We start from the raw sequence: 24,505 nt of genomic DNA on the forward strand, positions 1-24,505 counted from the left end.
ACCTACATTCGGCAGGTTAACGTAATTAGAGATAGATATTTTCATATTTCTCTCCCATGAGACCCAATATCTTCCAGTGAAGATCCTCCATATTCAGTATTTCTGAATTTACTTCACCTTCTTTCTGAGAAATAAGTTCTGTAATTCCCTGGAAATTGACAAATATCCATCTCATCGTAGGTCTTTTTGTTGGCTTTCCTTTTTGATCTGGAACCGTTTCATTTTCTTCCTCTAATTTTGTCCTTAATTTCCATTCTGCAATTGAATAAATCATTAAGCAGAGAACCATTGTCATAGCCAGTGCTTCAATTCTGCTTTTATTCTTTAGGTAGACTTTCGATATGCTAAATGTATCACTTTTCAAGAATCGGAATCCTTTTTCTACATTGTCCTGTCCTTTGTAATACTTCAGCATCTCTCCCGGAGAAAGAGTGATATCATTACTCGCAAGAATGAAAAGTCCCATTTTCTCCATTTCATTCAAAACAAAAGCATCATTAACCTTTATGCTTCCATCAATCCTGAAATAAGTCTTTAATTCCTCATCTTTAGAAGGTCTGCCTCTTTTACCTGATTCACGTTTTTTAATGGATTTCAAATCAACTTTTTCAAAAACAATAGAAGGGAATTCTTTAATCCATTTCTCTGCAGCTTTTGATGCATCCTCTTCGCAGAAGAAGTCCTCTCCTTTCAGCTTTTTAAAAGCCTTCTCTGCTTTTTCAACCTCTTTGTCAAGTTTCGTCCTGAGAGTTTTCTCTTTCTTCTCCTTCATCTTGTGAGAAAGCAGCAAAACCCACTTTTGTTTGACTCCGCCATATTCCACAAAGGTTTGATAAAAAGAGTACCTCTCATCACTTTTTAGCGTTTTCAGGTTCAGATTTGCAGTTAGCAGTTCCTTTGCCTCGGAAATTGTTGCAGGAACACGACTGATCCAGAATGATTTTCCGATATTCTGGATATTATTGTCTGTGTAAAAGGAACTATCAGCGACATAGTACACTTTGCTTTCAGGTCTTAAAACTGATTTGAGAGACGTTATTGCATCCAGAATTGTGTTTTTGTCGGAAGCATTTCCTGAATGTGTGTTCATGAAAAGTGGTATTCCATGCTGATTAACAATCAAGCTCAGTACAAATTGTTTGAGGTCCCATCTTCCGTTTTTGGGAATTCCAAAAGTAATATCAATAGACTCAGTTTCTTCGTCTTCATAATCACCATAAACGCTGACACTTGTAGTGTCAGAGTGTAAACAGTGAACAGGAATAGGTAGACGAGCCATAATGTGAAGGGTAATTTCCGTAAACAGTTTTGTAGGGCCATATTTTACGATTTTGTCAAGAGTCTCTCCGATAGCATATTGATTCAGGTCTTCTTTTGTTATACCGTCTCCAAAAAGCCTTTCAGTAGAAATGTTTTTGAAAAAATCAGGAAACAGGTACAGACGTTGCCCTATGAAACCTAGACCATTGAGTACCATGGCAAGGATGCAGACTGAGTGAGGAACATTATGATTCCGTTCTTTGGGAAGTTTCTCATCGATCAGTTTGTCAACTTCAAGTTCTCGGAAAACTCCAGCCATAAGACCTAGGTGACCTAAGAACCGTGTACGTTTTAAGGAGGATTCAACTCTTCTACTACTGTTTTTCTCTGCCATGGGATAACCAAGAAAGAGATATAAAATTAATGATATTAATTTATAGGTTTACCTGCCGAAAGCAGGATATTAGATCGCGAGCCCTTATTTTATTCATATAATTACAGGAGTTTGATTTGCTATTTACAAAGAACTTTCTCAGAAAGCTTTGAACATTGAAGATCCCTGGTACATGGTACATTAAAGACGTCGATTTTAATCCAGAATTAAAGCAACCTGATATTTGGGGCCTTGTAGAAATCTTCTGAAATAACTAATATCCACTCATTCAAATTAATGGCCTGACACTTTTTACTTATTTTTTTCAATCTCTTACACTAATTTAGATAGATATTTTACAAAGCCCAAAAATATCTTTCTTGACATTATTAGCTCTCCTTTTAACACTTGTCAAGACAGTTTACTTACATTTTATGGCCAAATCATCCAACTGACAATTTAATAGCTCTATAAATCTCCAAAGAACTCGGATTTAGGTTCACCTATACTCTCAGTTGGATGATTTGGCCACAAATTAATTATAAGAGTAAATTCATGAAAAAAATGAACATTAAAAAGATGTTTAGTGGAGCTCAAATTCTCTCTGGAAAAGTCTATTTGAACCCCACCTTGCCCGGAGGCATGAGTTAGTGTTAGCTTTGTGAATATTTAAGGCTTGCTTGATCCTGCCTCCTGGGAAATAAGCAGGAGTGATTATGACAATGAAGAAGATAGGAATAGGAATATTGTGTTTGACAATATTCCTGATGAGCACGGCCTTTGTGCTGGTGGTGAGTGCCGAAATACTAACCGAAGATACCGCTAATATTGTTGTTGGAGAGATGGAATATCCAGTCCCAGAGCCAGAGCCGATTACTGTGCTTGATACAACACCTAAATCGCCCTATTTGCACTTACTCGAAGCAGATAATGAAGAACAAGAAATCTTATTTGGTTACATTGACAATTGTTACATTTCCGATGAAGAAAAGGAAGAAATGAAAAAAGCAATGGAAGATATTTGGAAAAGATATCCTGATCAAATAACTGAACAGGACAATCTAATGCTTGACAAAGTCGCTAAGGCAACAGCTGAATATCTTAATGATGAGTATGGAAGTGGTGATGTTGGGATAAAATGGTCTGGAGCTAATGTTCATGGAGACATCATACATATTGCGTGCATAAAGTGGGGTTTCAGCTCATCTTATGCACAGATTGCAAATAATTCTGCTCCTGTTCCAGACACATGGAATGATGGATTCTGGCAAGGTTATCATCATTACTACGACCCCGTTCTTCATACTGGCAATGCCGCATATAATTGTCAATACCGTGCAAATCTTGCCAAAACGAGTTATAATGGTGGTCAGTACACGAATGCATATACAAACCTTGGGTATTCAAGCCATTACATGTCCTATTTAGGAAATCCAATGCATACAGGTAAAGAATTGGCCCAGTATCAAAATCAATGGGTTCATACTTCCTATGAATCATACGTGCAAAATAACTGGACTACAGGACATAATTACAGAAATGTGATTCAAAACACTAACACTTATTACTCAATAACAGATCCTGAACAATCAGCGAAAAATTTAGCAAGTGCATCAAATTCCGATTTAGAAACTTTATATGATGCAGTATATTATCATCCAAGTACTTTTGGATCAGATCCTGAAGTTATAGCCATCACGCAGAGAAACTTGGAGAGAGCAGCAAAGTACAACATGGGACTTGTAAAGTATGTGAGAGGGTAAATCCTCTCAATTTTTTGAAATATAATTTGGGTGAGTAATAGTGAAAAAAAGAAATTTACTACTCGTTACCATACTTATCATTCTTTTTGTTGGGGGCATATTTGCTCATGCTACTTATATGGATGCAAAAGATTGGAGGGACCCGGCTAATAGATACTATTGTGGATATAAAGTCAGTGTTGGAGGACTTTCCGGAAGGGAGGTTGAGGGAACTACTGTCGCGTCAATGCTTAAGGATTAAATGATTCTGAATAGTTGTAATCGATTAGATACGACATTTCATCGCTGACGCGACACTACTATGATAATGGTTCCAATCCCCGCAACTAAAGAAGGCAAATTTTTTATCTCTCCGGAGCAGAAAGATCCTTATTTTACCCAAAGGTTGATGCATGAAATCCATAACTGGCCTGAAGAATACCGTAAAGGGCCCTATTTTAAAAACGCAACTGAAGTTTTTGATAACAAAACGATAAATGGAAACTGGACAACTTTCATTGCAGAAACCGATAAAGGATATATGCTTGGATTCAGGACAAACGAGAGCAGACTCGAAGATATATCTTATGATGCAGATTTTGTTGCTGATCACTTCGACATTTTTGATCCTATAAATAATGGAAGCCCGATATTGTTCCCTGTTGAAAATATATCCAATATTTCTACTGTCCCTTACGGAGAATATACCAAGTACGCTTCAAATCCGACTTATGACAGCTACGTCTACGTAAGCGATAATCTGGAAGGAGAAACGGTGTCCTTTTATGTCTATCTGGCTGCAAATAATGATCCTAATGAGTGGTCCAGGGAATATAGAGGCATGTACATGAATGAAATAATAGCAGAAGTTAACGATACAGGATATGTAAAAGTCAAAGCTATTCTGGGACAAGTCATACCGCACGGAAATTATACATTGTGGTATAATCGATACGGGCCGGAATATTACGCAAATGAAACTCCTTAACAGTGAGATAGAGTAAGGTATCTGTTATACTTTGCGTATAATAATTAATTTTTGGGAAGTTTTGGTGATAATATGGGTAAAAAATTAATTATCGTTTTTTTGATTCTAGTCCTGTTTTCAGGGCCTACACTTGCAAATACTTTCCATACGCCTGGCCAGAATGAAACTATAGAGGAAACGATTTACTGGTCAGAAATACCCGTGTACGATATACCGTACTCTGCCTGGCATGATACTCCGGAGAAAACAATCTCTCTGCTCTCAAAATTAAATGAAGAATCCCTTAAAAACTGTACAAATCCTGAAAGTCTTTTATATGACCCAAATGTACTAAAAGCGTATGGAAATGTTCCGGTAATCAAAAATACTTCCCAGCTGGACAACTTCAGTTCAACCCTGCAGGCTATAAGAGATAGTTCTATCCGCGAGGTAAAGCCGTATCTCTATCCTGATGGTCCGATAGTTAACTATGGTGCCGGTCCTATGCCCGGATATTTTTTGATCAGATTGTATGACTATAAAGGTAACAAAACCGTCTATTCCGAAACCGAGTTAAAGGAAATCTACGACATTGTGGAAAAGAATGCGATTGAAGCTGGGCTTGATGAAGTCCCGGTCATATTTTGTCTTTGGGATAAAACAGCAATATTTTATTTTCCTGAAAATAACCCTACATTCGGCAAAGACGTTGTTCAGCTAACGGATGTTGGATTCCCGGTGCATTTTTATTATTTATCTAATTCGTCATCCTTACAAATTATAAAAAATAGTTCTCTCGATGAAATACAACCATATCTCTATCCAGAAGGGCCGATAGTTGCCTACGGTTCCGACACGATGGATATGTTTTTTCCGATAGAACTTTATTATGAAGAGAATGAAACAGTTTATTCCCAGAACGAACTGAACAAGATCTACTTATTGTGAAAGAACATGCGAATAAAGCCGGTCTTGAAGATGTTTCCGTTGAGTTTTACAACAAGAAAGGTACAGTACGTTTTGATAATCTCTATAATGAATCATATTTCCGACCCCGCAGCCTGGTGTCAGAGAGTAATGGCGGAATAGAGAATTCTACATTAAACAGTTCTAAGTTGACCGATAAAGAAAATTCCATCTCTCCAATAAAAGGCATATTATCCCTATTGGGTATCAGACATTATAGTATGGGTTTTTGGAGATAATCAAAAACCCATAGTCTATTCCTTAACTCTGTCGGGCACTTGTCAATATAATCAAAAATAGGCTCTGTAGAAATCTTCTGAAATAACTGATATCCACCCATTCAAATTAATGGCCTGACACTTTTTACTTATTTTTTTCAATCTCTTACAGCTAATTTAGATAGATTTTCTACAAAGCCCAAAAATATCTTTCTAGACATTATTAGCTCTCTTTTTAACACTTGTCAAGATAGTTTACTTAAATTTTATGGCCGAATCATCCAACTGTCAATCTAATAGCCCTATAAATCTCCAAAAAACTCGGATTTATGTTTGCCTATACTTTCAGTTGGATGATTTGGCCACAAATTAATTATAAGAGTAATTTCATGAAAAAAGTGAACATTAAAAAGATATTTGGTGGAGTTCACTCGATTTTCCAGATCCAATTTGAACTCCACGTTGCCCGGAGGCATGAGTTAGTGTTAGCTTTGTGAATATTTAAGGCTTGCTTGATTCTGCCTCGGGAATAAAATCACGAGGTGAAAACAATGATAAAAAAGAAATTTGGAATAGGCGCAATATTTGCAGCAATGCTTATTGTGAGCATTGCTTTCATACCGGCCGTGAGTGCAACAGATAATACTACAAAAAGAAATCAAGACAAAGATATCGTGGAACCTTGGTTTGAAAAAGGTGACGAACTAAATAGGCTTAGTGGTGATGAACTTCGTGCCCTTGCTGAGCAAAACGAGACAGTAAGGAAAATGATAGAGGAAGATCTGAAAATTGAGCCTGTACAAATTGAAAGTCTCAAGAGTTTGGAGAATCTTCCTGATAATTATCCTGAGGATGTAAAAAAAGCAGTAATAGAAAATTTTACATCAAGAAACATTAGTCAACAGTCCTCAACGAAAGCAACAACGACAACAAATACAGTTAATGTTTGGATAGTCGCAGATGAAGAGTACCGGAGTACTTTCGGAAGTAACTGGCAGACTCAGGCACACAATACCATCGAAAATGCTGACAACGCATTCTACAGTGATCATAATATAGATTTTGTAGTAGGCAAATACTCAACGTGGGATAGTACTGATAGTGAAGATAATACTAGTTTATTACTCGATGAAGCAGAACTTGAAAGTGGATGGCTTTCAAACAAACAGGGTATGGATATGTTGGCTGTTTTCACAGATCAGGAAACAGACCATAGAGGCGTATCTGAAAGTCTAGGTGACGCGTGGCTAATGAAGCATCAGATAAGTGCAAGTTGGGACTGGCATCTCGCACAGCATGAGGCTTCGCATAATTATGATTGTCCAGATCATGGATACATTGGCCCTACCTGTATAATGACTTACAGCTGTATGATGGATGAAGATTACTGGTGTCCAATGTGTGATCTAACTATCGAAACTAATAGAAATCATTTTTAAATTATTTTGTGCAGGACTAAGTCCTGCACTTTATTTCATAGTGTTGGAGAGCTTATTTGATGAAAGCAAGGACAAAAACTTTAGCAGCTATTTCTTTTGCGGTTCTGGCAATATGCCTTATTTTCTTTTTGATGATTTACCAGCCTGGAGCAGGCATGTATGTTCGCGCGGATAAACTTCAAGATACGCCAGAGAAATATGTGGAATTCAGTTTAGTAGATATCGAGAAATACCCCTATGTCGAAGAAGCGATAAATAATCCCGGAAAAAACGTTAAGCTCCCTTTTGATCATAATGAAAATATGACAGAGTTTGCTAACATCATGTGGGATAACAAGACTGAATATATAAAACTGAATAATGAGTATTATCATATAAGTTATTACTCTGCTGATTAATTAAGTGGAACTGTAACAGGTATCGGCGTTACCGTTAACCAGAATGGATGGGTATATTATAATCAGATAAAGGCAAATTATAGTCGAGGTTCAGGATATAGTGGAGATCCAGTCTATCTCATGTCATCTGGTAAATTGTATATTATAGGAATTCATCATAGATCGTTAAATGGTACCGCTTACTTCTCGCCGCTTTCAGGAGTTGTATCTGATTTAGGTGTTTATCCCCTCATAGTTTGAAAAGATTACTATACTTAACCTTTTATTTTTTAAATAATTTTTTGGAGGAATATATACGGTAAGACTAAAATCTATCCTTGTATTCTCAATGGAATTTCTTCTGATTTTTGGCTCAATTACAAGCGTAGCTTTTGGGTCAAGCTCAGATTATAATAAGTCAGCTCAGTCAGGTGATTACTTGAATTCTGAATTAAGAGCCTATCCGAAAAGTGGTTACCTGCTATAACTATTACAATCTGCAATATGCAAAACCGAAAGGATACTTTGATATTATAGATCTATTGTGACTTTTCAACATGTATTACTGACTTTTAGAACAAACCCAAATAATGGATTGCCGATTCTATTTCTTTGAGTACTCGAGTAAAAAATTATTATGTGGATTTACTTATTTTTTCAATCTCTTACAGCTAATTTAGATAGATTTTCTACAAACTCAAAAATATCTTTCTTGACATTATTAGCTCTCCTTTTAACACTTGTCAAGACAGTTTACTTAAATTTTATGGCCAAATCATCCAACTATCAATCTAATAGCTCTATATATCTCCAAAGAACTCGGATTTAGGTTTACCTATACTCTCAGTTGGATGATTTGGCCACAAATTAATTATAAGAGTAAATTCATGAAAAAAATGAACATTAAAAAGATATTTGGTGGAGTTCAAATTTGCTCTGGAAAAGTCTATTTGAACCCCACCTTACCCGGAGGCATGATTAGTGTTAGCTTTGTGAATATTTAAGGCTTGCTTGATCCTGTCTCCTGGGGTAATAACACTATGAGGTGAAGTAAATGAATCGTAATAAAACTGGAATATTTTTTATAACAATGATGCTAGTTGGTATGGTGTTGATACCAGCTGTGAGTGCAGAAGAGAACGCAGCTAAGGAGCTAAATGCGACTGCAGAGCTAACCTTTGGCCCTGGAACTTTTGATGAATTGAAGAAGGATCCGAACTTTATTGCTGCATATGGAAATATACCTGCTTTTTCAACTTCGGAAGAAAGGGAAAAGTGGCTTGATGCACTTGATAAAGTATATACTGAAGCTAACGACAATTTTGAAAAGGAAATGTCAAAGTATTTCTATCCAAATGGTCCTGTTATAGCCTATGGTTACACCATTGATGGCGTTCTTAAGGTTGCAATCGAAAAAGGACAAAAAATCGATACAGCTAAAGAAAATGAGCTATATGGTCTATTTTCTAATTATGGGCAAAATATTGCTGTAAAAGATGTTCCATTAATAGTTGTATATGAAGACCTTCCTACGCCAACTAGTCGTACTAGCTCGTGGCGTCCGATAATCGGAGGAATAAAAATATGCACAGAAAAACCGGATGGAATTAAGCAATCAACCCTTGGTTTTTCTGCACAAACTAGTAGTGGAACTAAAGGTTATGTTGTTGCAGGACATGCTGCACCATCTATTGGGGATCAAATATGGCAACCTATTGCTGGGCCGAGTGCTAACAAAGTCGGAACAGTGAGTAAAGTTGGAGGACATTATGCAGATGCCTCATGGGTTCCATATTCTAACGTAGCTGCAAGGATATACGATACAGATACGGATGTACTAAAAGATGTAAAATCACATGAGAATGCCGCTATAGGAGATACAGTTTATAAATCGGGTATCACGACAGGAAAGAGTTATGGAAGCGTTACTGAGATTAGAACATCGTACGATAACCCTCTTGGTACTTTGTATAGACAATATGTTGCAGGATATAAATGCGACGGTGGAGACAGTGGTGCCCCTGTATACGTTTATGTTAGTGGTGGTGTTAAAATTGTGGGAATCCATTGGGGAGGAGTAGGAACATATAATTCAGGCTACTCGACTTCAATATTTTCTCCAGTGTCTGGAGTGCAGTCTGATTTAGGTGTAACTCCTCTTACAGCATAAATATGCAGTTAGAAACATTACTCAGATTTCCAATTTGAATAATGCGATATAAACTATATGCAGCAATATCGCATTATTCAAATTGGAATGATACTGACTATTTTTTATTTTTTATATATTATATGCAAATTTATTATAACCAAAGAATATGAAATGAGAGGAGATACATGAACTTAAAGATGTTGAATATTTTACTATGCGTCATGCTAGCAAATATTTTAGGAAATTGTGCTTTAGGCTCTAGTTCTCAAAATGGAGAAGATATTTTGGAAAATGAAACACTTACCTTTGGCCCAGAAACCCTTAACGAATTGAAAAGTAATCCGAATTTTATTGCTGCTTATGGAAATATGCCTGCTTTTGGAAGTTTGGAAGAAAGGAAAAAATGGCTTGATACTCTTGATTTAATCTATACTGAAGTAAATATCGAAGTCAATGCTAACGAGCGTGAAATGTCGAAATATTTCTATCCAGATGGCCCTATTATAAATTATGGATTCACTAACATGGGGGTTCTTAAGGTAGAGGTAAATAAGGAAATTGAAAAGTCTTTTATGGATGAAATTTATCAAATTTTTGATTCTCATGCAAGCCGGATTGGAGTTAATGAAGTTCCTTTAGTGTTTTTCCGTGGAGATATATCTGCGCTTACCGAATTGTCGGATACAGCAGATCTTAATGAAACTGAAAACAGTACAAACCAACAAACTAAATCAGGCTCAGAGACGAGTAAAGAAAAACCAAATAACGTTCCAGGTTTCAGTTTTATGTATGGATTGTTCGGATTATATATTGTGTGTAGGATCAGGTATTAGTCTGGCAAAATACCGCACGGAAATTATAGATTGTGGTGTAATCGATATGGGCCGGAATATTATGCAAACGAAACTCCTTAATTGTAATGAAATAACGCATGCAGGTCATATGTTGCACACTAACTATGTCTGATTAAGAGAAATAAATTGGCCAACGTCTCTCTAATTATTTTTAGCTACTTTTAGGTCTTTAAATTCCATAATATCTGATTTGAGAATTTACACATAAAATTCATAGTAAGTTGAATGAGATGGCCTAGGAACTCAAGTGAACTCTTAGAGCCAGATGTTGTTTTAGCAGATACACTTATAGAGCTCATCCCAAAATCAATTTTATTTCCACATCAATAAGAGTTTCAGAGCTATTTTCCCAATCAAAAGATCGATTGATTATTCCAGATTCGAGATTTCGGGGCTTAATCCTGAGTTTTGGGATCAGCTCATAAATAGCTGCACTAGAGAATATCTGGATGGTACCGGAGACATATATATAAAGTTTACTTCCAAATTATACCAGCGTTCTAATGGAAGTCGATACATGAATGTATCATGGTTTGTAAGCGGGTGTCAAACAACTTCTAAAGAATTTCCTTTTCCTGCTCCTTGTGAAATGAAAATAACAATTTGGATAAGTGAACCCATTAATTTGCCTGCAATTGTTCACCAGGTTCCAAGTTCATGCACAGCTTCCGGGGCAGAGACGATCGATGTACCAGGCAGTGGGAATTACAGAACAAACGTGAAACTGGAAGCAAAATGTTACGCATATCTGCCTGTAAAGACTTTAATTGCAATTCGAGAGGACTCCTGCAATTGTGTCATTTAAACTCAATTTTTGAAAGTTGATGTGTTGAAAAGGCAGTGTTGAGAATCTTTGTGAATTTATGCCCATCCGGATTGTTATTTGGGATTATCCAAGCTATAATATCTCGATTTCGGGCTAAAAGGTTAGATTCAAAATCTGGATGGGTGTAAATCTAAATTTTTACCTATTATTTAAAAATAAGCTGTGTGGGATTTCTTGGAAGATAGAATTAATACAAAATGTCTCTAAATTGGGGTAAATAAATGAAGATTAGTTCCAAAAGATATTTACTGCTCACCTTGTTCCTGATAACCCTCTCCATTTTTATTTCAGGTTGTGCAGAGGAGTCCGGTGCCGAAGAAGTTTCATCTAACATTCAACCCAGTGCTGAAGAAATTGTGTCTAACATACAAATGAAAATGGACAGTCTCGAAGACTATTCTTTTACCATGTATGTAAATTCAACTTCAAGGCGGCAGAATCCAGAAATACATGAAATTATATGGAAAAAACCTGATTTAATGAAAATGACTATTTTAAGTCCAGATAAAGATACGGAAGTAATCATGGTATCTGACGGAGATTTCCAATGGATCTATAGTTCCGAATCCAAGACTGTTTTCAAAACGGAAATTTCTGATAATTTTGACGGTTTGAAGCTTTTCGAGCCCAATGTTTATACTGAGTTTTTAAACGGGGGTATCCTTAATGGGAGGGCATCTTTCCTCCTCGGGATCGAGAATATCGATGGAAAAAGCGCATATGTTCTTGAGCTTACACCTTCTGAGAAAAATGGATCATTTCAATGGAAATCAAGAATATGGGTTGACAGAGAAAACTGGATGCTCCTCAGGTCTGAAATATACGACAACAAAGAGAATGTTTATCTTGAGATAGAAATCCGGGATGTGAAATTGAACACTGGAATCCCAGACTCTGAATTTGAATTTAAAGTTCCAGATGGAGCACAGGTAAAAATACTGGGACTGGAAGACTTCAAAAGTGAACCCCAAAAAATGACACTTGAAGAGGCAAAAGAGCTTATTGATTTTGAAATACTCACTCCTGAATATCTCCCAGAGGGCTATGAATTTGATTATTCAATTGTCTCTTCCAGCACGGATACGCCTTATTCAACTTTTGCCCATAGTGGTTTCAGTGTTTTTGCAGGGCAGCATTACGAAAAAATCACTCTTGTGTATACAATAGGAGATAGTGAACTACGTATCGTCGAAGGTGTTTCTGAAAAAGGTTTACCTGAAATTCAGGATTTTGAAAGTGAAGGAGAATATATTCAGGTAAATAACATGAACGGTACGATTTCTCCAATATTTGGTGGAAATATGAAAGCTCTAACCTGGCAAAATGAAGAGCTTGAAGTCACTATTATCTCCTCTCTCGATAAGGCAGAGTTACTTAATATCGCAGAATCTTTTTCCTGAAGCTTAATGAGTTCTCAAAAAAGAATGAAATAAAGATGAAGCTCAAAGCTTCACCCTTCAAGTTTACTCTATTATTATTCCTGTTTTCTTGCCATCTTTTTCTTGGCAAGTTTCTCAATAATCCCCAGGCTGACCTCGCCGCCTACGCTCAGTTTGCCATTGGCAACTGCGCTGTCAAGGAGGTGCTGTCCTACAAGAGTACGGACGATAAGAGTTGTGTAGCCGTCCGGACTTCCAACAGCTCCTGCAGAGATGTCGGCTTTAAGGGCGGTAAAGTCAGTACAGACCCCGCAGCCTGGGCGGACCGTATCCTCAAGTTCGGCAAGTGGGATCACATACTGGGTTCCGTCGTTGAGAGTGATTTCGAGCTTGCCTTTGACGTCAATGCGGCAGACTTTCATAGGTTCGAGTGCGTACTCGCTTTTCAGCTTGCCTGCGATAAGCTTTTCATAGTCAAAGCTTTCTGTGCAGAATAGTCCGAACACGAAGCGGATTGAGTTCTTGTATGGGCGCACAAGCTGATGGTCGGTCTCAAGCATCTTGCGAACGGCCTGGACTACACAGGGAACTCCGACAACTGCAATGTTCCGATACTTCTTGTTGATGACTGCTTCCTTGAGGGAAGAGACAAGAGGGACCCACCAGTTGTAGCGGCTTCCTGCCTGACCGATAAGGGCTTCACTTCTGGTAATTACCATAGAGTGTGGCTTAAGGGTCCAGGGGTCTTCAGTAACCGTAACTACAGCATCTACAAGGCCGGTATCCAGAGCGTTTGCAAGGATTGCAGTAACAGCTCCCCCGCTCTGCTTTCTCGGGATATCGAACTCGGCTTTTCCGGCAGTGATCTTCAGATAGTCTCCTAGCAGGCTTGAAGGCTGTTCATCAAGCCTCGGGCAAACCTCGTAGCAGGCTCCGCAGGGCACGTCATCAACAGCGGCTTTACAGTAGTTGTTGCTCTTCGGGTGTGTGGAATCGCCGCCGGTTTCAAAGTACAGGGCGTCAGCAGGGCAGACTGCAATGCAGGCCCCGCAGCCTGAGCAAAGGCCTTCGTCCCAGACTTTTGATTTGAGGTCAAGGTAATTTTTGCTGATTGGTTTCATTTCTGCCATTTCTGATCACTCCCAGACGTATTTGCTTGCAAAAGGCCGGCTGCTTGCAGGTCCGATCCTTGTGTAATTGGTGTCCAGGAACTCTGCGGGGTCATACCCGAACTGCTCACAGAAGCTCTTTACGATTGGAGCTATACGTTCCAGGTCAGCTTCCGTAAACTCAAATTTCTTGGCTCCGACTCCGAGCAGGTAGTCGTCCACTTCCCCGCGAATGATAATTTCTCCACCGTGGATTCCGCTTCCTATACCCCTGTCAGTCATGGCCTTATCTTTGCCGATGCCGAGTACCAGCACGAGGCCTCCTGCCATGTATTCTCCGAGGAAGGAATGGGCTGAGCCCCCTACGACAAGTACGGGCCTTGCTTCCACTTCATACTGCTTCATGTGGATGCCGCCGCGGTAGCCGATGTTGTTCCTTACAAAGACCTTGCCGCCCCTCATACTGTGGGCGACTGCATCTCCTGCACTCCCATGGATAACGAGCATGCCGCTGTCCATAGTGTTTCCGGGGGCGTGTTCGGCGTTCCCGTTTACTATGCAGGTGGGTCCGCTCATAAACATCCCCAGGTCTCCTCCGGGAACCCCGTTGATTATGATGCGGGCATTGCCTCTTAATCCATCCCCTATAAAGCGCTGTCCGAGAACGTTGTCGAGGACAATCTCTTCTGCTCCGTCCGCAACTGCGGCCCTTATTTTCTGGTTTAAGGGGGTGTAGTGCATGCCTTTAGCATCGATTCTTACAGTCTTCATGTTCAGGCCCCCGCTGGCAGTACGTCCAGGATTTTAAGCATTCCTTCATCCAGCATGTATCCGCGCAGGCGGTCCCTGTTTCCACGCAGGCTTTCAATGCTGTTGATGCCTGCAGCACCCATAAGTTCGCTGAGTTCCAGGGTCCAGCCGTGTATCAGGTTTGAAACCTGTGCTGCTCCAGCCTCTGGGTCAAGCCTGCTCACAAGATCCGGACGCTGGGTAGCAATACCCCAGGGGCAAAGGTTTCTGTAGCAATTGCCACAGACCCTGCATCCCAGAGCAACCAGAGCTGCAGTTCCTATATAAACTGCATCCGCTCCGAGCGCAATAGACTTGGCAAGGTCGGCGCTGTTCCTTATCCCGCCACTTGCAATAATGGAGATCTCGTTCCTTACTCCCTGCTCCCTGAGTTTCTGGTCAACACTTGCGATTGCAGCTTCTATGGGGATTCCCACATGGTCCCTGAACACCTTCGGGGCTGCCCCGGTCCCTCCACGGAATCCGTCAATGACCACTGCGTCTGCAGAGGATCTGGCAATGCCTGCGGCGATGGGGGCCACATTGTGTACTGCTGCAATCTTCACAAAGACCGGCTTCTTCCATTCGGTTGCTTCTTTCAGGCTCCTGATAAGCTGAACAAGGTCTTCAATGCTGTAAATATCATGATGAGGAGCAGGGCTGATCGCATCGCTGCCAAGAGGAATCATACGGGTCTTTGAGACTTCTTCGTTTACCTTTTCTCCGGGGAGGTGCCCTCCTATTCCAGGTTTTGCTCCCTGTCCGATCTTGATTTCTATTGCAGCGCCCCTTTCCAGATAGTCAATATTCACACCGAAGCGGCCTGAAGCGACCTGGACAATCATGCGGTCCTGGTAGGGATATAAATCCTTATGCAATCCGCCTTCTCCTGTCCCCATGAATGTTCCGGTTTCAGCTACAGCTTTTGCCATGCTGAGCTGAGAGTTAAGGCTGATTGCTCCGAAACTCATGTGCCCGATCATGATAGGAGTGTCGAGTTTCAGATTGGGAGCCAGCTTTGTTTCCAGTTCTACGTCTCCACTCTCGGTTTTTCTAAATTTGAGTTTTGCCGGTTTCTTTCCTATGTAAGTCCTGAGTTCCATAGGCTCTCTAAGGGGGTCAATGCTCGGATTTGTGACCTGGCAGGCATCAAGGAGAAGGCGGTCATAGATAATTGGAAGATCTCTGGCGTTTCCCATCCCTGAAAGGATGATCTTTCCGCTGCGTGCCTGGTTGATTACGTCTTCTCTTGCTTCTCTCGTCCAGACTGGGTGGCTGCGGTAGTCGACGGGTTTTTCCGTAAGATTAATTGCGTCCCTCGGGCACATGGAAACACAGCGGAGACATGCAGTACATTTCCTGGATTCTATCAGGATTTTGTCGCCTTCTCTCCTGTATACTCCATAGGAACAGTTTTCAATGCAGCGTCCGCAGTCCATGCACTGGTCGCGGTCAATGCTGACCTTAAATTTTGGGGGTACACTTCCGAGCGTCATTCGATAAACCTCCCTATGATGGGTTCTCCTGCCCTGGGAGTGTAAACATTCTTTACTTCGGGGTCGAGGGTCCTTATTGCGGCTTCTTCGCTGGAAATGTAGAGTTTGCTTCCGTTTTCTCCAACCACAAGGGGACGTAATTTTATCCTGTCAGTGAAACCTACAATACCGTCATCCGTGCCAACAACAATCGCAAAAGGCCCGTTCATAAGGGCAGACCCATAGGTCAGGCGGACTGCCTTATTTAAGTCGGCTTCCTTTTCAGGCATCCTGTCTATATCGTCCCAGAACGGAGGGGCAAGAGCCCGGACAACCATCTCGTGGGAGAGTTCATGCTGCCTTCCTAGCAGGTCAAATAGGTAAGCTACAACCTCAGTGTCAGTAAGTGCAGTGCATTTGTATCCGTATCCTTCGACATAGCGCTGGTTTGTGCCATATGAGGTGATTTCTCCGTTGTGCACTACTGACCAGTTAAGCAGGTTGAAGGGGTGAGCTCCTCCCCACCAGCCCGGAGAGTTTGTCGGGTAGCGGTTGTGAGCAAGCCAGATATAGCCCTTGTAGTCCTCAATTCTGTAGAAGTTTGCTACATCCTCAGGCCAGCCGGAAGCCTTGAAGACTCCCATATTTTTACCCGAGGAAAAGATTGTCGCGCCTTTTACATTGGCGTTTACTTCCATGACAATGTACGTGACAACGTCGTTTTCAGAATTCATTCTCCCTGCCATCAGGTCTTTTGAGGGCTTGAAGAAGTATCTCCAGGGGGTATGGACTTTTCTAATTCCCGGCTGTGGGGTAGTCGGGATTTCTTCCTGGTGAACAATTTCTCCCCACTGCTGGAGGAGTTCATCAACCTTCCTTTTTGGTTCTGCCAGGTTGTCAAAGAAAACATGAAGAGCATAATAGTCTGCATATTCGGGGTAAATCCCATATGCTGCATAGCCTGCCCCGTCTCCACTGCCTCTTTCATTCATGAGACTGAGGGCGGCTTTTATGCTCGACCCGTCCATTCTGGACTTTGTTCGATCTATAAAGCCTATTATTCCACACATTTTGATCACTCTAGAAATGGATAGAAATGAACGTGATGTAAATACTTTTGCCAGTAATTTCCCCGAAGATTTCTGCGGCTCATTTTTGAGAAATAGTCAAAAAATTTGCCAGCTCGATAAACTGGATTTCAGGGGATATTTTATAAGTTTTCGTAAGTTACGGGGATATTTTACTTTAATTAATCTAATGCTTATTATATAATTAATGCGGATTCGTGATAGCTTTCCTGCCTCTGCTTTTACTTATCATAAATAAATTGAGAGGGTCGCCGCTAAGGGAAGTAAGTAATTTAGTACCTATTTGACAATATATATATGTTTCTTTTTTCAGGGCCAAGTCTGTTTACAATAATACTGCAAAGCATGACGTTTTAACCGCTTAGTTTTCTTTCTTCCTATGTAATATTATTCATATTGTTTAGACCCGTAAGCAGTTTGCAATGATCCCCTACTCAGAATTACCAGCTTTTTTGCTTAAAAGAACTTTTAGATACTGCGGCCTACCAAAAAAGTAAAAATCAAACTTGAAAAGGTTGAACTGAAATTCTAAATTTCTTGAGGAAAGCATTTTTATACTGAAATCCTTTTTCGGTCCGACTTTTCTGAAGAAAGTAGAATAATTATTTATCTCGATGAAATATATTCCTCTTACAAAGAGAAAATCTCTCCATTTCTTAGTCAGACTGATTTTTTAGAAATATAAGCACACCTGCCGGATAGGGTGTGCCTTCTGATTTCGAGTTCTGTTCTTAGTTTCATTAATATTTTCCGGCTTACTGGATCACTTCCGAATGATTATCCTTACAACATAGGGAGGTATCTGGCAAGTTCCCAGGGATGAACCATTGCTTTGTATTCATTCCATTCCATCTCTTTCGCACAGAGATAGTGGCCGAATACATGGTCTCCGAGAACTTCTTTTACGAATGCACTGCCTTTCATCTCATCCGTTGCTTCCTTGAGATCTGCAGGAAGGGAGCGAATGCCTCTTTCTTCGCGTTCTTTTTCCGTAAGGTGGAAGATGTTTACGTTGGTGGGCTCTCCAGGGTCGATCTTGTTTTTAATCCCATCAAGACCAGCTCTGAGCATGAGGGCAAAGGCAAGGTAGGGGTTGCATGCTGGGTCCGGACATCTGAGTTCGACTCTTGTCCCGTTACCCCGGGTAGCAGGAATACGGATCAGGGAACTCCTGTTCGTTGCAGACCAGGTGATGTAAACCGGAGCTTCATATCCGGGAACGATCCTCTTGTAGGAGTTTACTACAGGGTTTGTAACAGCTGCAAACTCTCTTATGTGCTTTAACAGTCCGCCAATATAATACATTGCGTCCTGGGAAAGTTTGGTGGGGGTGTCAGGGTCATGGAAGGCATTTTCTCCATCCTTGAAAAGGGACTGGTTGCTGTGCATTCCTGAGCCGTTTACTCCGAAAAGGGGCTTTGGCATGAAGGAAGCGTAGTACCCCTTGTGATATGCAATGGATTTTACTACGTATTTGAAAGTCACGACATTGTCTGCCGTGCTGAGTACATCGCCGAATCTGAAGTCGATCTCATGCTGGGAAGGTGCTACTTCATGATGGGATGCCTCGATCTTGAATCCCATATGTTCCAGGGCATAGTCAATGTCTCTGCGTACGTCCTGTGCACGGTCAAGGGGTGCGAAGTCGAAATATCCGCCCTGGTCAGTAAGTTCGGTTGTAGGGTTTCCGTTTGCATCAAGCTTAAAAAGGAAAAATTCAAGTTCCGGTCCTACGTTCATCGAGAAGCCCATTTTTTCGGCTTCTTTGATTGCGCTCTTCAGGACGTACCTCGGGTCTCCTTTGAAGGGGTTTCCATCAGGAAGGTATACGTCTCCAAGAATCCTGGCGACTGCACCGGTTGCAGGCCTCCAGGGAAGAATCCTGAATGTAGAAGGATCAAGCAAGAGTTTCATGTCAGACTCTTCAATCCTTGTAAAACCCTGGATCGAAGATCCGTCAAACATTACGCCGTTTTCAAAAGCTTCTTCCAGTTGTTCTGCGGGAATTGCCCAGCTTTTGATGATGCCGAGTGTATCCGTAAACTGAGTCCGGATAAACTTTACGTCTCGCTCTTTTACAGCCTCTAACACGTCTTCTTTAGTCGTACACTTTTTCATCTGCACCATTTGATTTCATCCTCACTAGGCATTAGGTAACCATTTACCTACCTGCTATTATATATAGTTTTCTATATTTTGTATGGCATGGGATACGCTCAAAACTCTAGACAGGACTAAACAGGTTCTAAAATTATTTCTATAATTCATCCCCACTTCACTACATATATTTCAGCATCCTATATATAATACTCATTCCAGAAGGGATAGATTTCTTAATGGGGCTTAAAATTTAATTCTTTTTTCTGGCAAATTTGCCAAAATGCTTTAACACATGGGAACAGGAAGTTAAAGCTTTTTTCTAATCTTAAAATTAATGAGCCTTGAAATGCAATATATTTGTGAGATCTTATATGTTTCAGAAAGTAAATCTGTTCAGGCTTCTGGTATCCGTAATAATCTGTCAGTTAGCGGGAGCAATTGGTTCCATATTTACATCTTCTTCTCTTGAAAGCTGGTATATTTTGCTTGAAAAACCCGCTTTCAATCCTCCGTCCTGGGTATTTTTCCCTGTCTGGACTACTCTTTATACTCTTATGGGAATCTCCCTTTATCTTGTATGGGAAAAGGGACTGCAACAGAGAGAAGTCAAAGTAGGTATCTTCCTTTTCGGATTACAGCTGGGCCTTAATATACTCTGGTCTTTGTTATTCTTCGGATTGAAAGCCCCTTATTATGCCTTTCTTGAGATTCTTGTGCTCTGGTTTGCAATCTTACTGACGTCCATAAAGTTCTGGAAAGTTTCAAAAAAAGCTTCCATGCTCCTTATCCCTTATATTCTCTGGGTCAGTTTTGCCGCGCTGCTTAATTATCATATCTGGGTTCTCAACACATGAACATTATATTTCCACCAATAATATTTCACACAAAAATTGAATTCTTCGGTATAGAGCGATGGCTCTGCTAAAGTTCTATTATTGACTGAACCTGTATTTATGAAAGAGCTCTGAAAAAAGACTATACCCGGAAAATCCGGGTAGACTTTAAGTTAAGGGGAATCAGTATGGAGGGCGCCACAACCGCAACTTCTTCCTAGAAGGGTTGATACACGATGCTTGAGATGGTGAATGTCGTCTTCGGACATCTTTTCAAGTTCTTCTTTGTGTTCTTTTTCTATATGGTCAAACATAGCTTTCTCGACTTCTTCAAGCTCATTACCAGCAGCCATAAAGTTGCATTTGAACCCCAGATCGCCGCACTTAACAATTTTCATAGTATCTCCTCTCGCAGTAAAAATTGATCAAAACAGTCTTCTTTCTATTCAAATTAAATATAATAAAAATTAATTGGATATAAAACTAAGTCTTTCCGGGTTTTTTCTCTCTGTACGGCGCTTTTTGCCATCTTCAATTTTTTAATCTATCGGAACATATCTTGCGCAAACAAAGCCTTCTTTGTAAGGGACTTTTATCGTGAGCATTCCATTATTGTTTACTGCAACAGCCTCTTCCGGGTCTACGGGCCCGTCCAGGAAAAAAGATCCCAGGTATTCAACAGTTTCACTGTAGGCTTTAATATAAAAACTATTTTCATGCACCACAAGAGTTATATGCTCGTCCATAACGTCCGGAAGTTCTACCTCTACGGTCAGGCTCTCATGTTTATCATCGTGATACATGGCTATAACCGGGGTTTTTATTATCCTGGGCACGGGACTTTTCATTAATGTTCCCCCCTCTGAGATAAATTATTCAACCTATTGTCTCAAATATCCACTTATTCAATCTTCACGTCCACTGCACTTTCAAAAGGCTGCTGATAAGGCACGGTGACCTTCAGTACACCATTTGAGTAGGTTGCAGTAGCTTTTTCCGGACTTATCGGACAGCATACTGCATAGCTGTCTGCATACTCAACCCCTTCTTTGGTAGCCTTTACATAAAAGCCGTCTTCCACAACCTTGAATGAAATATTTTCCTTTTCCACTCCTGGAAGAACTACTTCTATCTTCAAATTTTCATATGTGTCGTCTGGATACGCGCAAATAGCCGGTGATAATCTCAAAATGTCAGCCATAACATTCCCCCAAATAAAATCGCTAACTAAGATATTTATATGTATCTTATCTATTTATTTCACTATATTCAGAATCGGAAACAGCGTGTATACAGGGAATGATATGTTTTTGATCTTTATCATCAATTAAGCTCAAAGAAATTCATATTTATGTAAAAACAAACTGTATAACCAAACTGTATGACTAAACTGTATAACTAAACTGTGTAACTAAACTGTATAACTACACTGTATAACTAAACTGTATAACCAAACTGTATAACCAAACTGTATAAAACAAAACGTGTAATACAACAAAAAAGCATTCAAAGAAAAAAATATTAAAAGGTTCCTGTATAAGGGGAATCTTCTTCAAAGTTCCAGGATTCCCAGGTCAAGTATCAGGAACAGGGCAATTGCTATTACTGAGAACACTGAGATTACATAGTAATTTGCACGCTCTTTTGAGACGGAAAGGCTCCAGAGAAGATATTCCATTCCTCCAAGTTCTTTTTCTGAAAGTTTCTGTCTGGTCCTTACCTTTTCAAGCAGATTCAGGTCTTTAACTACACTAAACCTTCGCTTCGCGATATGGTGCCTGTGTGTGAAGAACGATAAGTAACCTGTGACTCCAAGATACCATATTGCCTTCCCCCAGAAAATGCTATAGTGGTCAGCTATAATTATACTCCTCAGCAGGATTGCGGAAACCAGTCCTACCCAGAAATACAGATTGATAACGGGCATGCCGTATCCTCGGGGAATCTCGAAGGTCGGAGTTTCTGATTTTAGTTCGGTCATTATGGTACCTTGCCTTATTCCATGAATCTTTTCCGTATTTAATTATGAGTTAAGATTAGAAAAGAAAGAAGTTAAAAAGTAACAAAAGAGATACCCGGTTAAAGGGCATCTCCATTCCTTTCTCCCGTTCTTATTCTGACTACTGTTTCAATAGGGATTACGAAGATTTTTCCATCCCCTATTTCTCCAGTATAGGCTGTGCTCTGGATCAATTGTATGATTTCTTCGACCTTATCTTCCGATACAACTACTTCTACTTTGGTTTTTGGAAGAAGATCCACACAATATTTTTTACCTCTCCATTGCTGCACAATCCCCTTTTGCTGGCCACGCCCTTTAACGTCGATAACTGTCAGGCTTGGAAATCCGGCCTCTTCCAGGGCATCCTTTACCTGATGCAGTTTCAGGGGCTTTATGATTGCTTCTATCTTGCACATTTTGGTCATTTTATTCCTCCCTCATCAGGTATTCAGGGTATGCTCTGATTCCGTGCTCGCAAATATCCAGACCCATGATTTCTTCTTCTTCGCTAACCCTGAGCCCTATTACTGCATCCAGGATCTTGAATATTATGAATGAGAGCCCAAAGCCCCAGACAATGGTCGCTATTACTGCCACAAGCTGTATTAGCAGCAGGCTTACCCCTCCTCCGTAGAAAAGTCCGGGAACTGCGGCAGCGTACGAAGCATCTGCAAGGATGCCGTTTCCAATACCTATCGAGAAAAGCCCGACAGAGATCAGTCCCCAGCTTCCACAGTATCCATGTACAGCAATCGCACCTACCGGGTCATCAAGCTTCAGTTTGTTCTCATTGAACATGACTCCCGCATAGATAATTACTCCGGCAATTGCACCGATCAACAGGGCAGCCCAGTTAGAAACGGAGCCGCAGGGTGCAGTGATTGCTACAAGTCCGCCTAGAAGCCCGTTTGCACTCAGCGAGGGATCTGGCTTTCCGGTCTTCATCCAGGTGATAGCCATGGTCACGACTGCGCCGGCAGCACCTGCCAGGAAGGTGTTGACTATGACAAGGTTCATGTAAGCGTCGTTTCCGCTAAGGGTACTTCCACCGTTGAATCCTATCCACCCGAGGGCAAGGATGAGAGTTCCCAGGAAGGCAAAGGTCAGGTTGTGACCAGGAATCGGCACAGCTTTTCCATTTCTGAATTTGCCTATCCTTGCGCCCACGAGGAGTACACCTGCAAGGGCTGAATATCCTCCAATCGAGTGCACAACTCCGGAGCCTGCGAAATCGTGATGAGCCACTCCGATTGCCTTTACTATCGGGCTTTCGGCTCCGCTCAGGAGGGCAAAGTCAGCTCCGCTCCATACCCAGTGCCCATACACAGGGTAAATTACAGCTACCATCATGACACAATATACAAGGTATGCCTTGAAATTAGTCCTCTCAGCCATCGCTCCCGAAACTATGGTAGCTCCAGTGGCTGCGAAAACCATCTGGAAGAACCAGGAGTTCCATATTGCGTTGTCCGCACCTGCAAGGAAGAACTGGTCCGTTCCTATAAGTCCCGCTGCATCAGCTCCATACATCACTCCCCAGCCTACGGCCCAGTAAACCAGGATCCCGAGAATTACTGTCATGAAGTTTTTCATCAGGATATTAGCCGTGTTTTTACTTCTCGTAAGCCCGGTTTCTACCAGAGAGAAACCAGCATGCATAAAGAATACCAGTCCACTTGCCACAAGCAGCCATACGAATGTGAGTGCAGTTTGCAATCCTTCAATAGCTTCTGCATTTTCCTCTACCGTTGCAGCAAATGCTGGTGAGGATAGCGCAATAAATATCATACAGGTAATTATCAGTAATCTTCCTATTTTTTGTACATTTTTCAACATACTGCTCTTTTGCCTCCTTCTTTTCTATCGGCAACCGGTAAGTGCTTGTCTACTTAATAATATATATAAATTGCGCTTATCTGTTTGATTTATTTTGTTGCTTGTTAAAAAACGAGATGATTAGTTCTCTCATTTAAAAACATGGTAATGTTTGGTTTTTCTGGTCTATGTTAGATTAATACGCAGGTTTATAGCCGGGCATTTCAATACTAAAATTAAGCTTCTGCATAATTTTAAGTGCCTGATGGCTACAAAAGATTAGACTTTAATAGAAGTAAATCACTATGCGGACAAAAAGCAAATCAATATAGACAGGAAGTATGTCCCTGTAAGGATACAATGGAATTTCAGTCTCACCTTTTTCGGAACTTTTATGAACCCTTAAGTATTGTCATCGGATTTTTTAAGAGCAGTTTTTCAAAGTTTATTCTAATTCCAATATCCAGAATTTCTCAGTTATTCCAAAAGAAGAGTAACGGCTTTCGCCAACCCGATCTTATATAAAGATATCTCCTTCTTATTTATGGTCCCTGTTGGGCAAACGTGGTTATGTAAAAGTTATTTTCAAAAAAACAAACTCGGGAAAGTTATCCGGCATTCAATCCACGAAAAAAGAAAGATTAAGCAGGATCTTAAATATCTCATGTGCACTGAAAACGGAAAACAATGAGCCTATGAGAGGTTAGTTCAGAACCTTTATTTCCTAATTATATAAGCCTT

Annotated in this window: 23 protein-coding genes; 11 read left to right on the top strand and 12 right to left on the bottom strand. The window is 40.5% G+C overall.

What is annotated here, in order from left to right:
• Positions 1 to 25 precede the first annotated feature (25 nt).
• A complete protein-coding gene (locus ACZ5A8_RS01975) occupies positions 26 to 1,654 on the bottom strand; it encodes an IS1634 family transposase (protein ID WP_464529695.1) in 1,629 nt (542 codons plus the stop codon).
• 695 nt (positions 1,655 to 2,349) lie between these two features.
• Between ACZ5A8_RS01975 and ACZ5A8_RS01980 the strand changes: the two genes are divergently transcribed.
• The 10 genes from ACZ5A8_RS01980 (at position 2,350) to ACZ5A8_RS02025 (ending at position 12,574) form a co-directional block, all read left to right on the top strand.
• Complete coding sequence (locus tag ACZ5A8_RS01980) at positions 2,350 to 3,396, top strand: phospholipase C/P1 nuclease family protein (RefSeq protein WP_464531922.1); 1,047 nt, start codon at positions 2,350 to 2,352, stop codon at positions 3,394 to 3,396.
• A 40-nt stretch (positions 3,397 to 3,436) separates the two neighbouring features.
• Entirely contained in the window at positions 3,437 to 3,637 is a 201-nt protein-coding gene (locus ACZ5A8_RS01985; RefSeq protein ID WP_464531924.1) for a hypothetical protein, read from the top strand.
• A gap of 147 nt (positions 3,638 to 3,784) precedes the next feature.
• Entirely contained in the window at positions 3,785 to 4,363 is a 579-nt protein-coding gene (locus ACZ5A8_RS01990) for a hypothetical protein (protein ID WP_464531925.1), read from the top strand.
• A gap of 72 nt (positions 4,364 to 4,435) precedes the next feature.
• Positions 4,436 to 5,290, top strand: a complete 855-nt coding sequence (locus tag ACZ5A8_RS01995; protein ID WP_464531926.1) for a hypothetical protein — start codon at positions 4,436 to 4,438, stop codon at positions 5,288 to 5,290.
• 787 nt (positions 5,291 to 6,077) lie between these two features.
• Positions 6,078 to 6,965 carry a zinc-dependent metalloprotease gene (locus ACZ5A8_RS02000; protein ID WP_464531928.1) on the top strand — a complete coding sequence of 296 codons (888 nt, stop codon included), beginning with the start codon at positions 6,078 to 6,080 and terminating at the stop codon, positions 6,963 to 6,965.
• A gap of 59 nt (positions 6,966 to 7,024) precedes the next feature.
• Complete coding sequence (locus tag ACZ5A8_RS02005) at positions 7,025 to 7,363, top strand: hypothetical protein (protein ID WP_464531929.1); 339 nt, start codon at positions 7,025 to 7,027, stop codon at positions 7,361 to 7,363.
• A gap of 1,033 nt (positions 7,364 to 8,396) precedes the next feature.
• Positions 8,397 to 9,512, top strand: a complete 1,116-nt coding sequence (locus tag ACZ5A8_RS02010; RefSeq protein ID WP_464531930.1) for a S1 family peptidase — start codon at positions 8,397 to 8,399, stop codon at positions 9,510 to 9,512.
• Between the two features lie 167 nt (positions 9,513 to 9,679).
• Positions 9,680 to 10,327 carry a hypothetical protein gene (locus tag ACZ5A8_RS02015; protein ID WP_464531931.1) on the top strand — a complete coding sequence of 216 codons (648 nt, stop codon included), beginning with the start codon at positions 9,680 to 9,682 and terminating at the stop codon, positions 10,325 to 10,327.
• Positions 10,328 to 10,937: 610 nt separating this feature from the next.
• Positions 10,938 to 11,153, top strand: coding sequence for a hypothetical protein (locus ACZ5A8_RS02020; protein WP_464531933.1), 216 nt, complete (start codon positions 10,938 to 10,940; stop codon positions 11,151 to 11,153).
• 242 nt (positions 11,154 to 11,395) lie between these two features.
• Positions 11,396 to 12,574, top strand: coding sequence for an outer membrane lipoprotein-sorting protein (locus ACZ5A8_RS02025; RefSeq protein WP_464531934.1), 1,179 nt, complete (start codon positions 11,396 to 11,398; stop codon positions 12,572 to 12,574).
• A 74-nt stretch (positions 12,575 to 12,648) separates the two neighbouring features.
• Here ACZ5A8_RS02025 and ACZ5A8_RS02030 read toward each other — a convergent pair whose 3' ends face one another.
• The 5 genes from ACZ5A8_RS02030 to glnA form a co-directional block, all read right to left on the bottom strand.
• Positions 12,649 to 13,683 carry a Coenzyme F420 hydrogenase/dehydrogenase, beta subunit C-terminal domain gene (locus ACZ5A8_RS02030; protein WP_464531936.1) on the bottom strand — a complete coding sequence of 345 codons (1,035 nt, stop codon included), beginning with the start codon at positions 13,681 to 13,683 and terminating at the stop codon, positions 12,649 to 12,651.
• A gap of 6 nt (positions 13,684 to 13,689) precedes the next feature.
• On the bottom strand, positions 13,690 to 14,433 hold the full coding sequence (locus ACZ5A8_RS02035) for a GltB/FmdC/FwdC-like GXGXG domain-containing protein (RefSeq protein ID WP_322221350.1): 744 nt from the start codon (positions 14,431 to 14,433) through the stop codon (positions 13,690 to 13,692).
• Between the two features lie 2 nt (positions 14,434 to 14,435).
• Positions 14,436 to 15,947 (bottom strand): glutamate synthase-related protein, encoded by a 1,512-nt coding sequence (locus ACZ5A8_RS02040; RefSeq protein WP_322221348.1) that lies wholly within the window; start codon positions 15,945 to 15,947, stop codon positions 14,436 to 14,438.
• The gene (locus tag ACZ5A8_RS02045) at positions 15,944 to 16,996 is read right to left on the bottom strand and encodes a class II glutamine amidotransferase (RefSeq protein ID WP_229387658.1); all 1,053 of its coding nucleotides are present in this window, start codon (positions 16,994 to 16,996) and stop codon (positions 15,944 to 15,946) included. The genes ACZ5A8_RS02040 and ACZ5A8_RS02045 overlap by 4 nt, the downstream gene beginning before the upstream one ends.
• Positions 16,997 to 17,797: 801 nt before the next feature.
• The gene (glnA, locus tag ACZ5A8_RS02050; RefSeq protein ID WP_464531937.1) at positions 17,798 to 19,141 is read right to left on the bottom strand and encodes a type I glutamate--ammonia ligase; all 1,344 of its coding nucleotides are present in this window, start codon (positions 19,139 to 19,141) and stop codon (positions 17,798 to 17,800) included.
• Positions 19,142 to 19,485: 344 nt separating this feature from the next.
• Here glnA and ACZ5A8_RS02055 point away from each other — a divergent pair, with 344 nt between their 5' ends.
• On the top strand, positions 19,486 to 19,968 hold the full coding sequence (locus tag ACZ5A8_RS02055) for a TspO/MBR family protein (protein WP_464531939.1): 483 nt from the start codon (positions 19,486 to 19,488) through the stop codon (positions 19,966 to 19,968).
• Between the two features lie 152 nt (positions 19,969 to 20,120).
• Here ACZ5A8_RS02055 and ACZ5A8_RS02060 read toward each other — a convergent pair whose 3' ends face one another.
• From ACZ5A8_RS02060 to ACZ5A8_RS02085, 6 genes are all read right to left on the bottom strand, one after another.
• Positions 20,121 to 20,345 carry a DUF1059 domain-containing protein gene (locus ACZ5A8_RS02060; protein ID WP_229387663.1) on the bottom strand — a complete coding sequence of 75 codons (225 nt, stop codon included), beginning with the start codon at positions 20,343 to 20,345 and terminating at the stop codon, positions 20,121 to 20,123.
• Between the two features lie 141 nt (positions 20,346 to 20,486).
• Positions 20,487 to 20,795 carry an Hsp20/alpha crystallin family protein gene (locus ACZ5A8_RS02065; protein ID WP_322221341.1) on the bottom strand — a complete coding sequence of 103 codons (309 nt, stop codon included), beginning with the start codon at positions 20,793 to 20,795 and terminating at the stop codon, positions 20,487 to 20,489.
• Positions 20,796 to 20,848: 53 nt separating this feature from the next.
• Complete coding sequence (locus tag ACZ5A8_RS02070) at positions 20,849 to 21,148, bottom strand: Hsp20/alpha crystallin family protein (protein ID WP_229387667.1); 300 nt, start codon at positions 21,146 to 21,148, stop codon at positions 20,849 to 20,851.
• A gap of 351 nt (positions 21,149 to 21,499) precedes the next feature.
• The gene (locus tag ACZ5A8_RS02075; protein ID WP_464531941.1) at positions 21,500 to 21,928 is read right to left on the bottom strand and encodes a hypothetical protein; all 429 of its coding nucleotides are present in this window, start codon (positions 21,926 to 21,928) and stop codon (positions 21,500 to 21,502) included.
• 98 nt (positions 21,929 to 22,026) lie between these two features.
• Positions 22,027 to 22,374 (bottom strand): P-II family nitrogen regulator, encoded by a 348-nt coding sequence (locus ACZ5A8_RS02080; RefSeq protein WP_275948895.1) that lies wholly within the window; start codon positions 22,372 to 22,374, stop codon positions 22,027 to 22,029.
• 1 nt (position 22,375) lies between these two features.
• Positions 22,376 to 23,785: an ammonium transporter gene (locus tag ACZ5A8_RS02085; protein ID WP_464531942.1), complete on the bottom strand. Its 1,410-nt coding sequence runs from the start codon at positions 23,783 to 23,785 to the stop codon at positions 22,376 to 22,378.
• Positions 23,786 to 24,505 lie beyond the last annotated feature (720 nt).

This window comes from Methanosarcina subterranea (assembly GCF_055385895.1).

Coding starts and splice junctions, on each gene's coding strand:
- ACZ5A8_RS01975 (WP_464529695.1), bottom strand. CDS start 1,654: ATGGCAGAGAAAAACAGTAGTAGAAGAGTTGAATCCTCCTTAAAACGT.
- ACZ5A8_RS01980 (WP_464531922.1), top strand. CDS start 2,350: ATGACAATGAAGAAGATAGGAATAGGAATATTGTGTTTGACAATATTC.
- ACZ5A8_RS01990 (WP_464531925.1), top strand. CDS start 3,785: ATGCATGAAATCCATAACTGGCCTGAAGAATACCGTAAAGGGCCCTAT.
- ACZ5A8_RS01995 (WP_464531926.1), top strand. CDS start 4,436: ATGGGTAAAAAATTAATTATCGTTTTTTTGATTCTAGTCCTGTTTTCA.
- ACZ5A8_RS02000 (WP_464531928.1), top strand. CDS start 6,078: ATGATAAAAAAGAAATTTGGAATAGGCGCAATATTTGCAGCAATGCTT.
- ACZ5A8_RS02005 (WP_464531929.1), top strand. CDS start 7,025: ATGAAAGCAAGGACAAAAACTTTAGCAGCTATTTCTTTTGCGGTTCTG.
- ACZ5A8_RS02010 (WP_464531930.1), top strand. CDS start 8,397: ATGAATCGTAATAAAACTGGAATATTTTTTATAACAATGATGCTAGTT.
- ACZ5A8_RS02015 (WP_464531931.1), top strand. CDS start 9,680: ATGAACTTAAAGATGTTGAATATTTTACTATGCGTCATGCTAGCAAAT.
- ACZ5A8_RS02020 (WP_464531933.1), top strand. CDS start 10,938: ATGAAAATAACAATTTGGATAAGTGAACCCATTAATTTGCCTGCAATT.
- ACZ5A8_RS02025 (WP_464531934.1), top strand. CDS start 11,396: ATGAAGATTAGTTCCAAAAGATATTTACTGCTCACCTTGTTCCTGATA.
- ACZ5A8_RS02030 (WP_464531936.1), bottom strand. CDS start 13,683: ATGGCAGAAATGAAACCAATCAGCAAAAATTACCTTGACCTCAAATCA.
- ACZ5A8_RS02035 (WP_322221350.1), bottom strand. CDS start 14,433: ATGAAGACTGTAAGAATCGATGCTAAAGGCATGCACTACACCCCCTTA.
- ACZ5A8_RS02040 (WP_322221348.1), bottom strand. CDS start 15,947: ATGACGCTCGGAAGTGTACCCCCAAAATTTAAGGTCAGCATTGACCGC.
- ACZ5A8_RS02045 (WP_229387658.1), bottom strand. CDS start 16,996: ATGTGTGGAATAATAGGCTTTATAGATCGAACAAAGTCCAGAATGGAC.
- glnA (WP_464531937.1), bottom strand. CDS start 19,141: ATGGTGCAGATGAAAAAGTGTACGACTAAAGAAGACGTGTTAGAGGCT.
- ACZ5A8_RS02055 (WP_464531939.1), top strand. CDS start 19,486: ATGTTTCAGAAAGTAAATCTGTTCAGGCTTCTGGTATCCGTAATAATC.
- ACZ5A8_RS02060 (WP_229387663.1), bottom strand. CDS start 20,345: ATGAAAATTGTTAAGTGCGGCGATCTGGGGTTCAAATGCAACTTTATG.
- ACZ5A8_RS02065 (WP_322221341.1), bottom strand. CDS start 20,795: ATGAAAAGTCCCGTGCCCAGGATAATAAAAACCCCGGTTATAGCCATG.
- ACZ5A8_RS02070 (WP_229387667.1), bottom strand. CDS start 21,148: ATGGCTGACATTTTGAGATTATCACCGGCTATTTGCGCGTATCCAGAC.
- ACZ5A8_RS02075 (WP_464531941.1), bottom strand. CDS start 21,928: ATGACCGAACTAAAATCAGAAACTCCGACCTTCGAGATTCCCCGAGGA.
- ACZ5A8_RS02080 (WP_275948895.1), bottom strand. CDS start 22,374: ATGACCAAAATGTGCAAGATAGAAGCAATCATAAAGCCCCTGAAACTG.
- ACZ5A8_RS02085 (WP_464531942.1), bottom strand. CDS start 23,785: ATGTTGAAAAATGTACAAAAAATAGGAAGATTACTGATAATTACCTGT.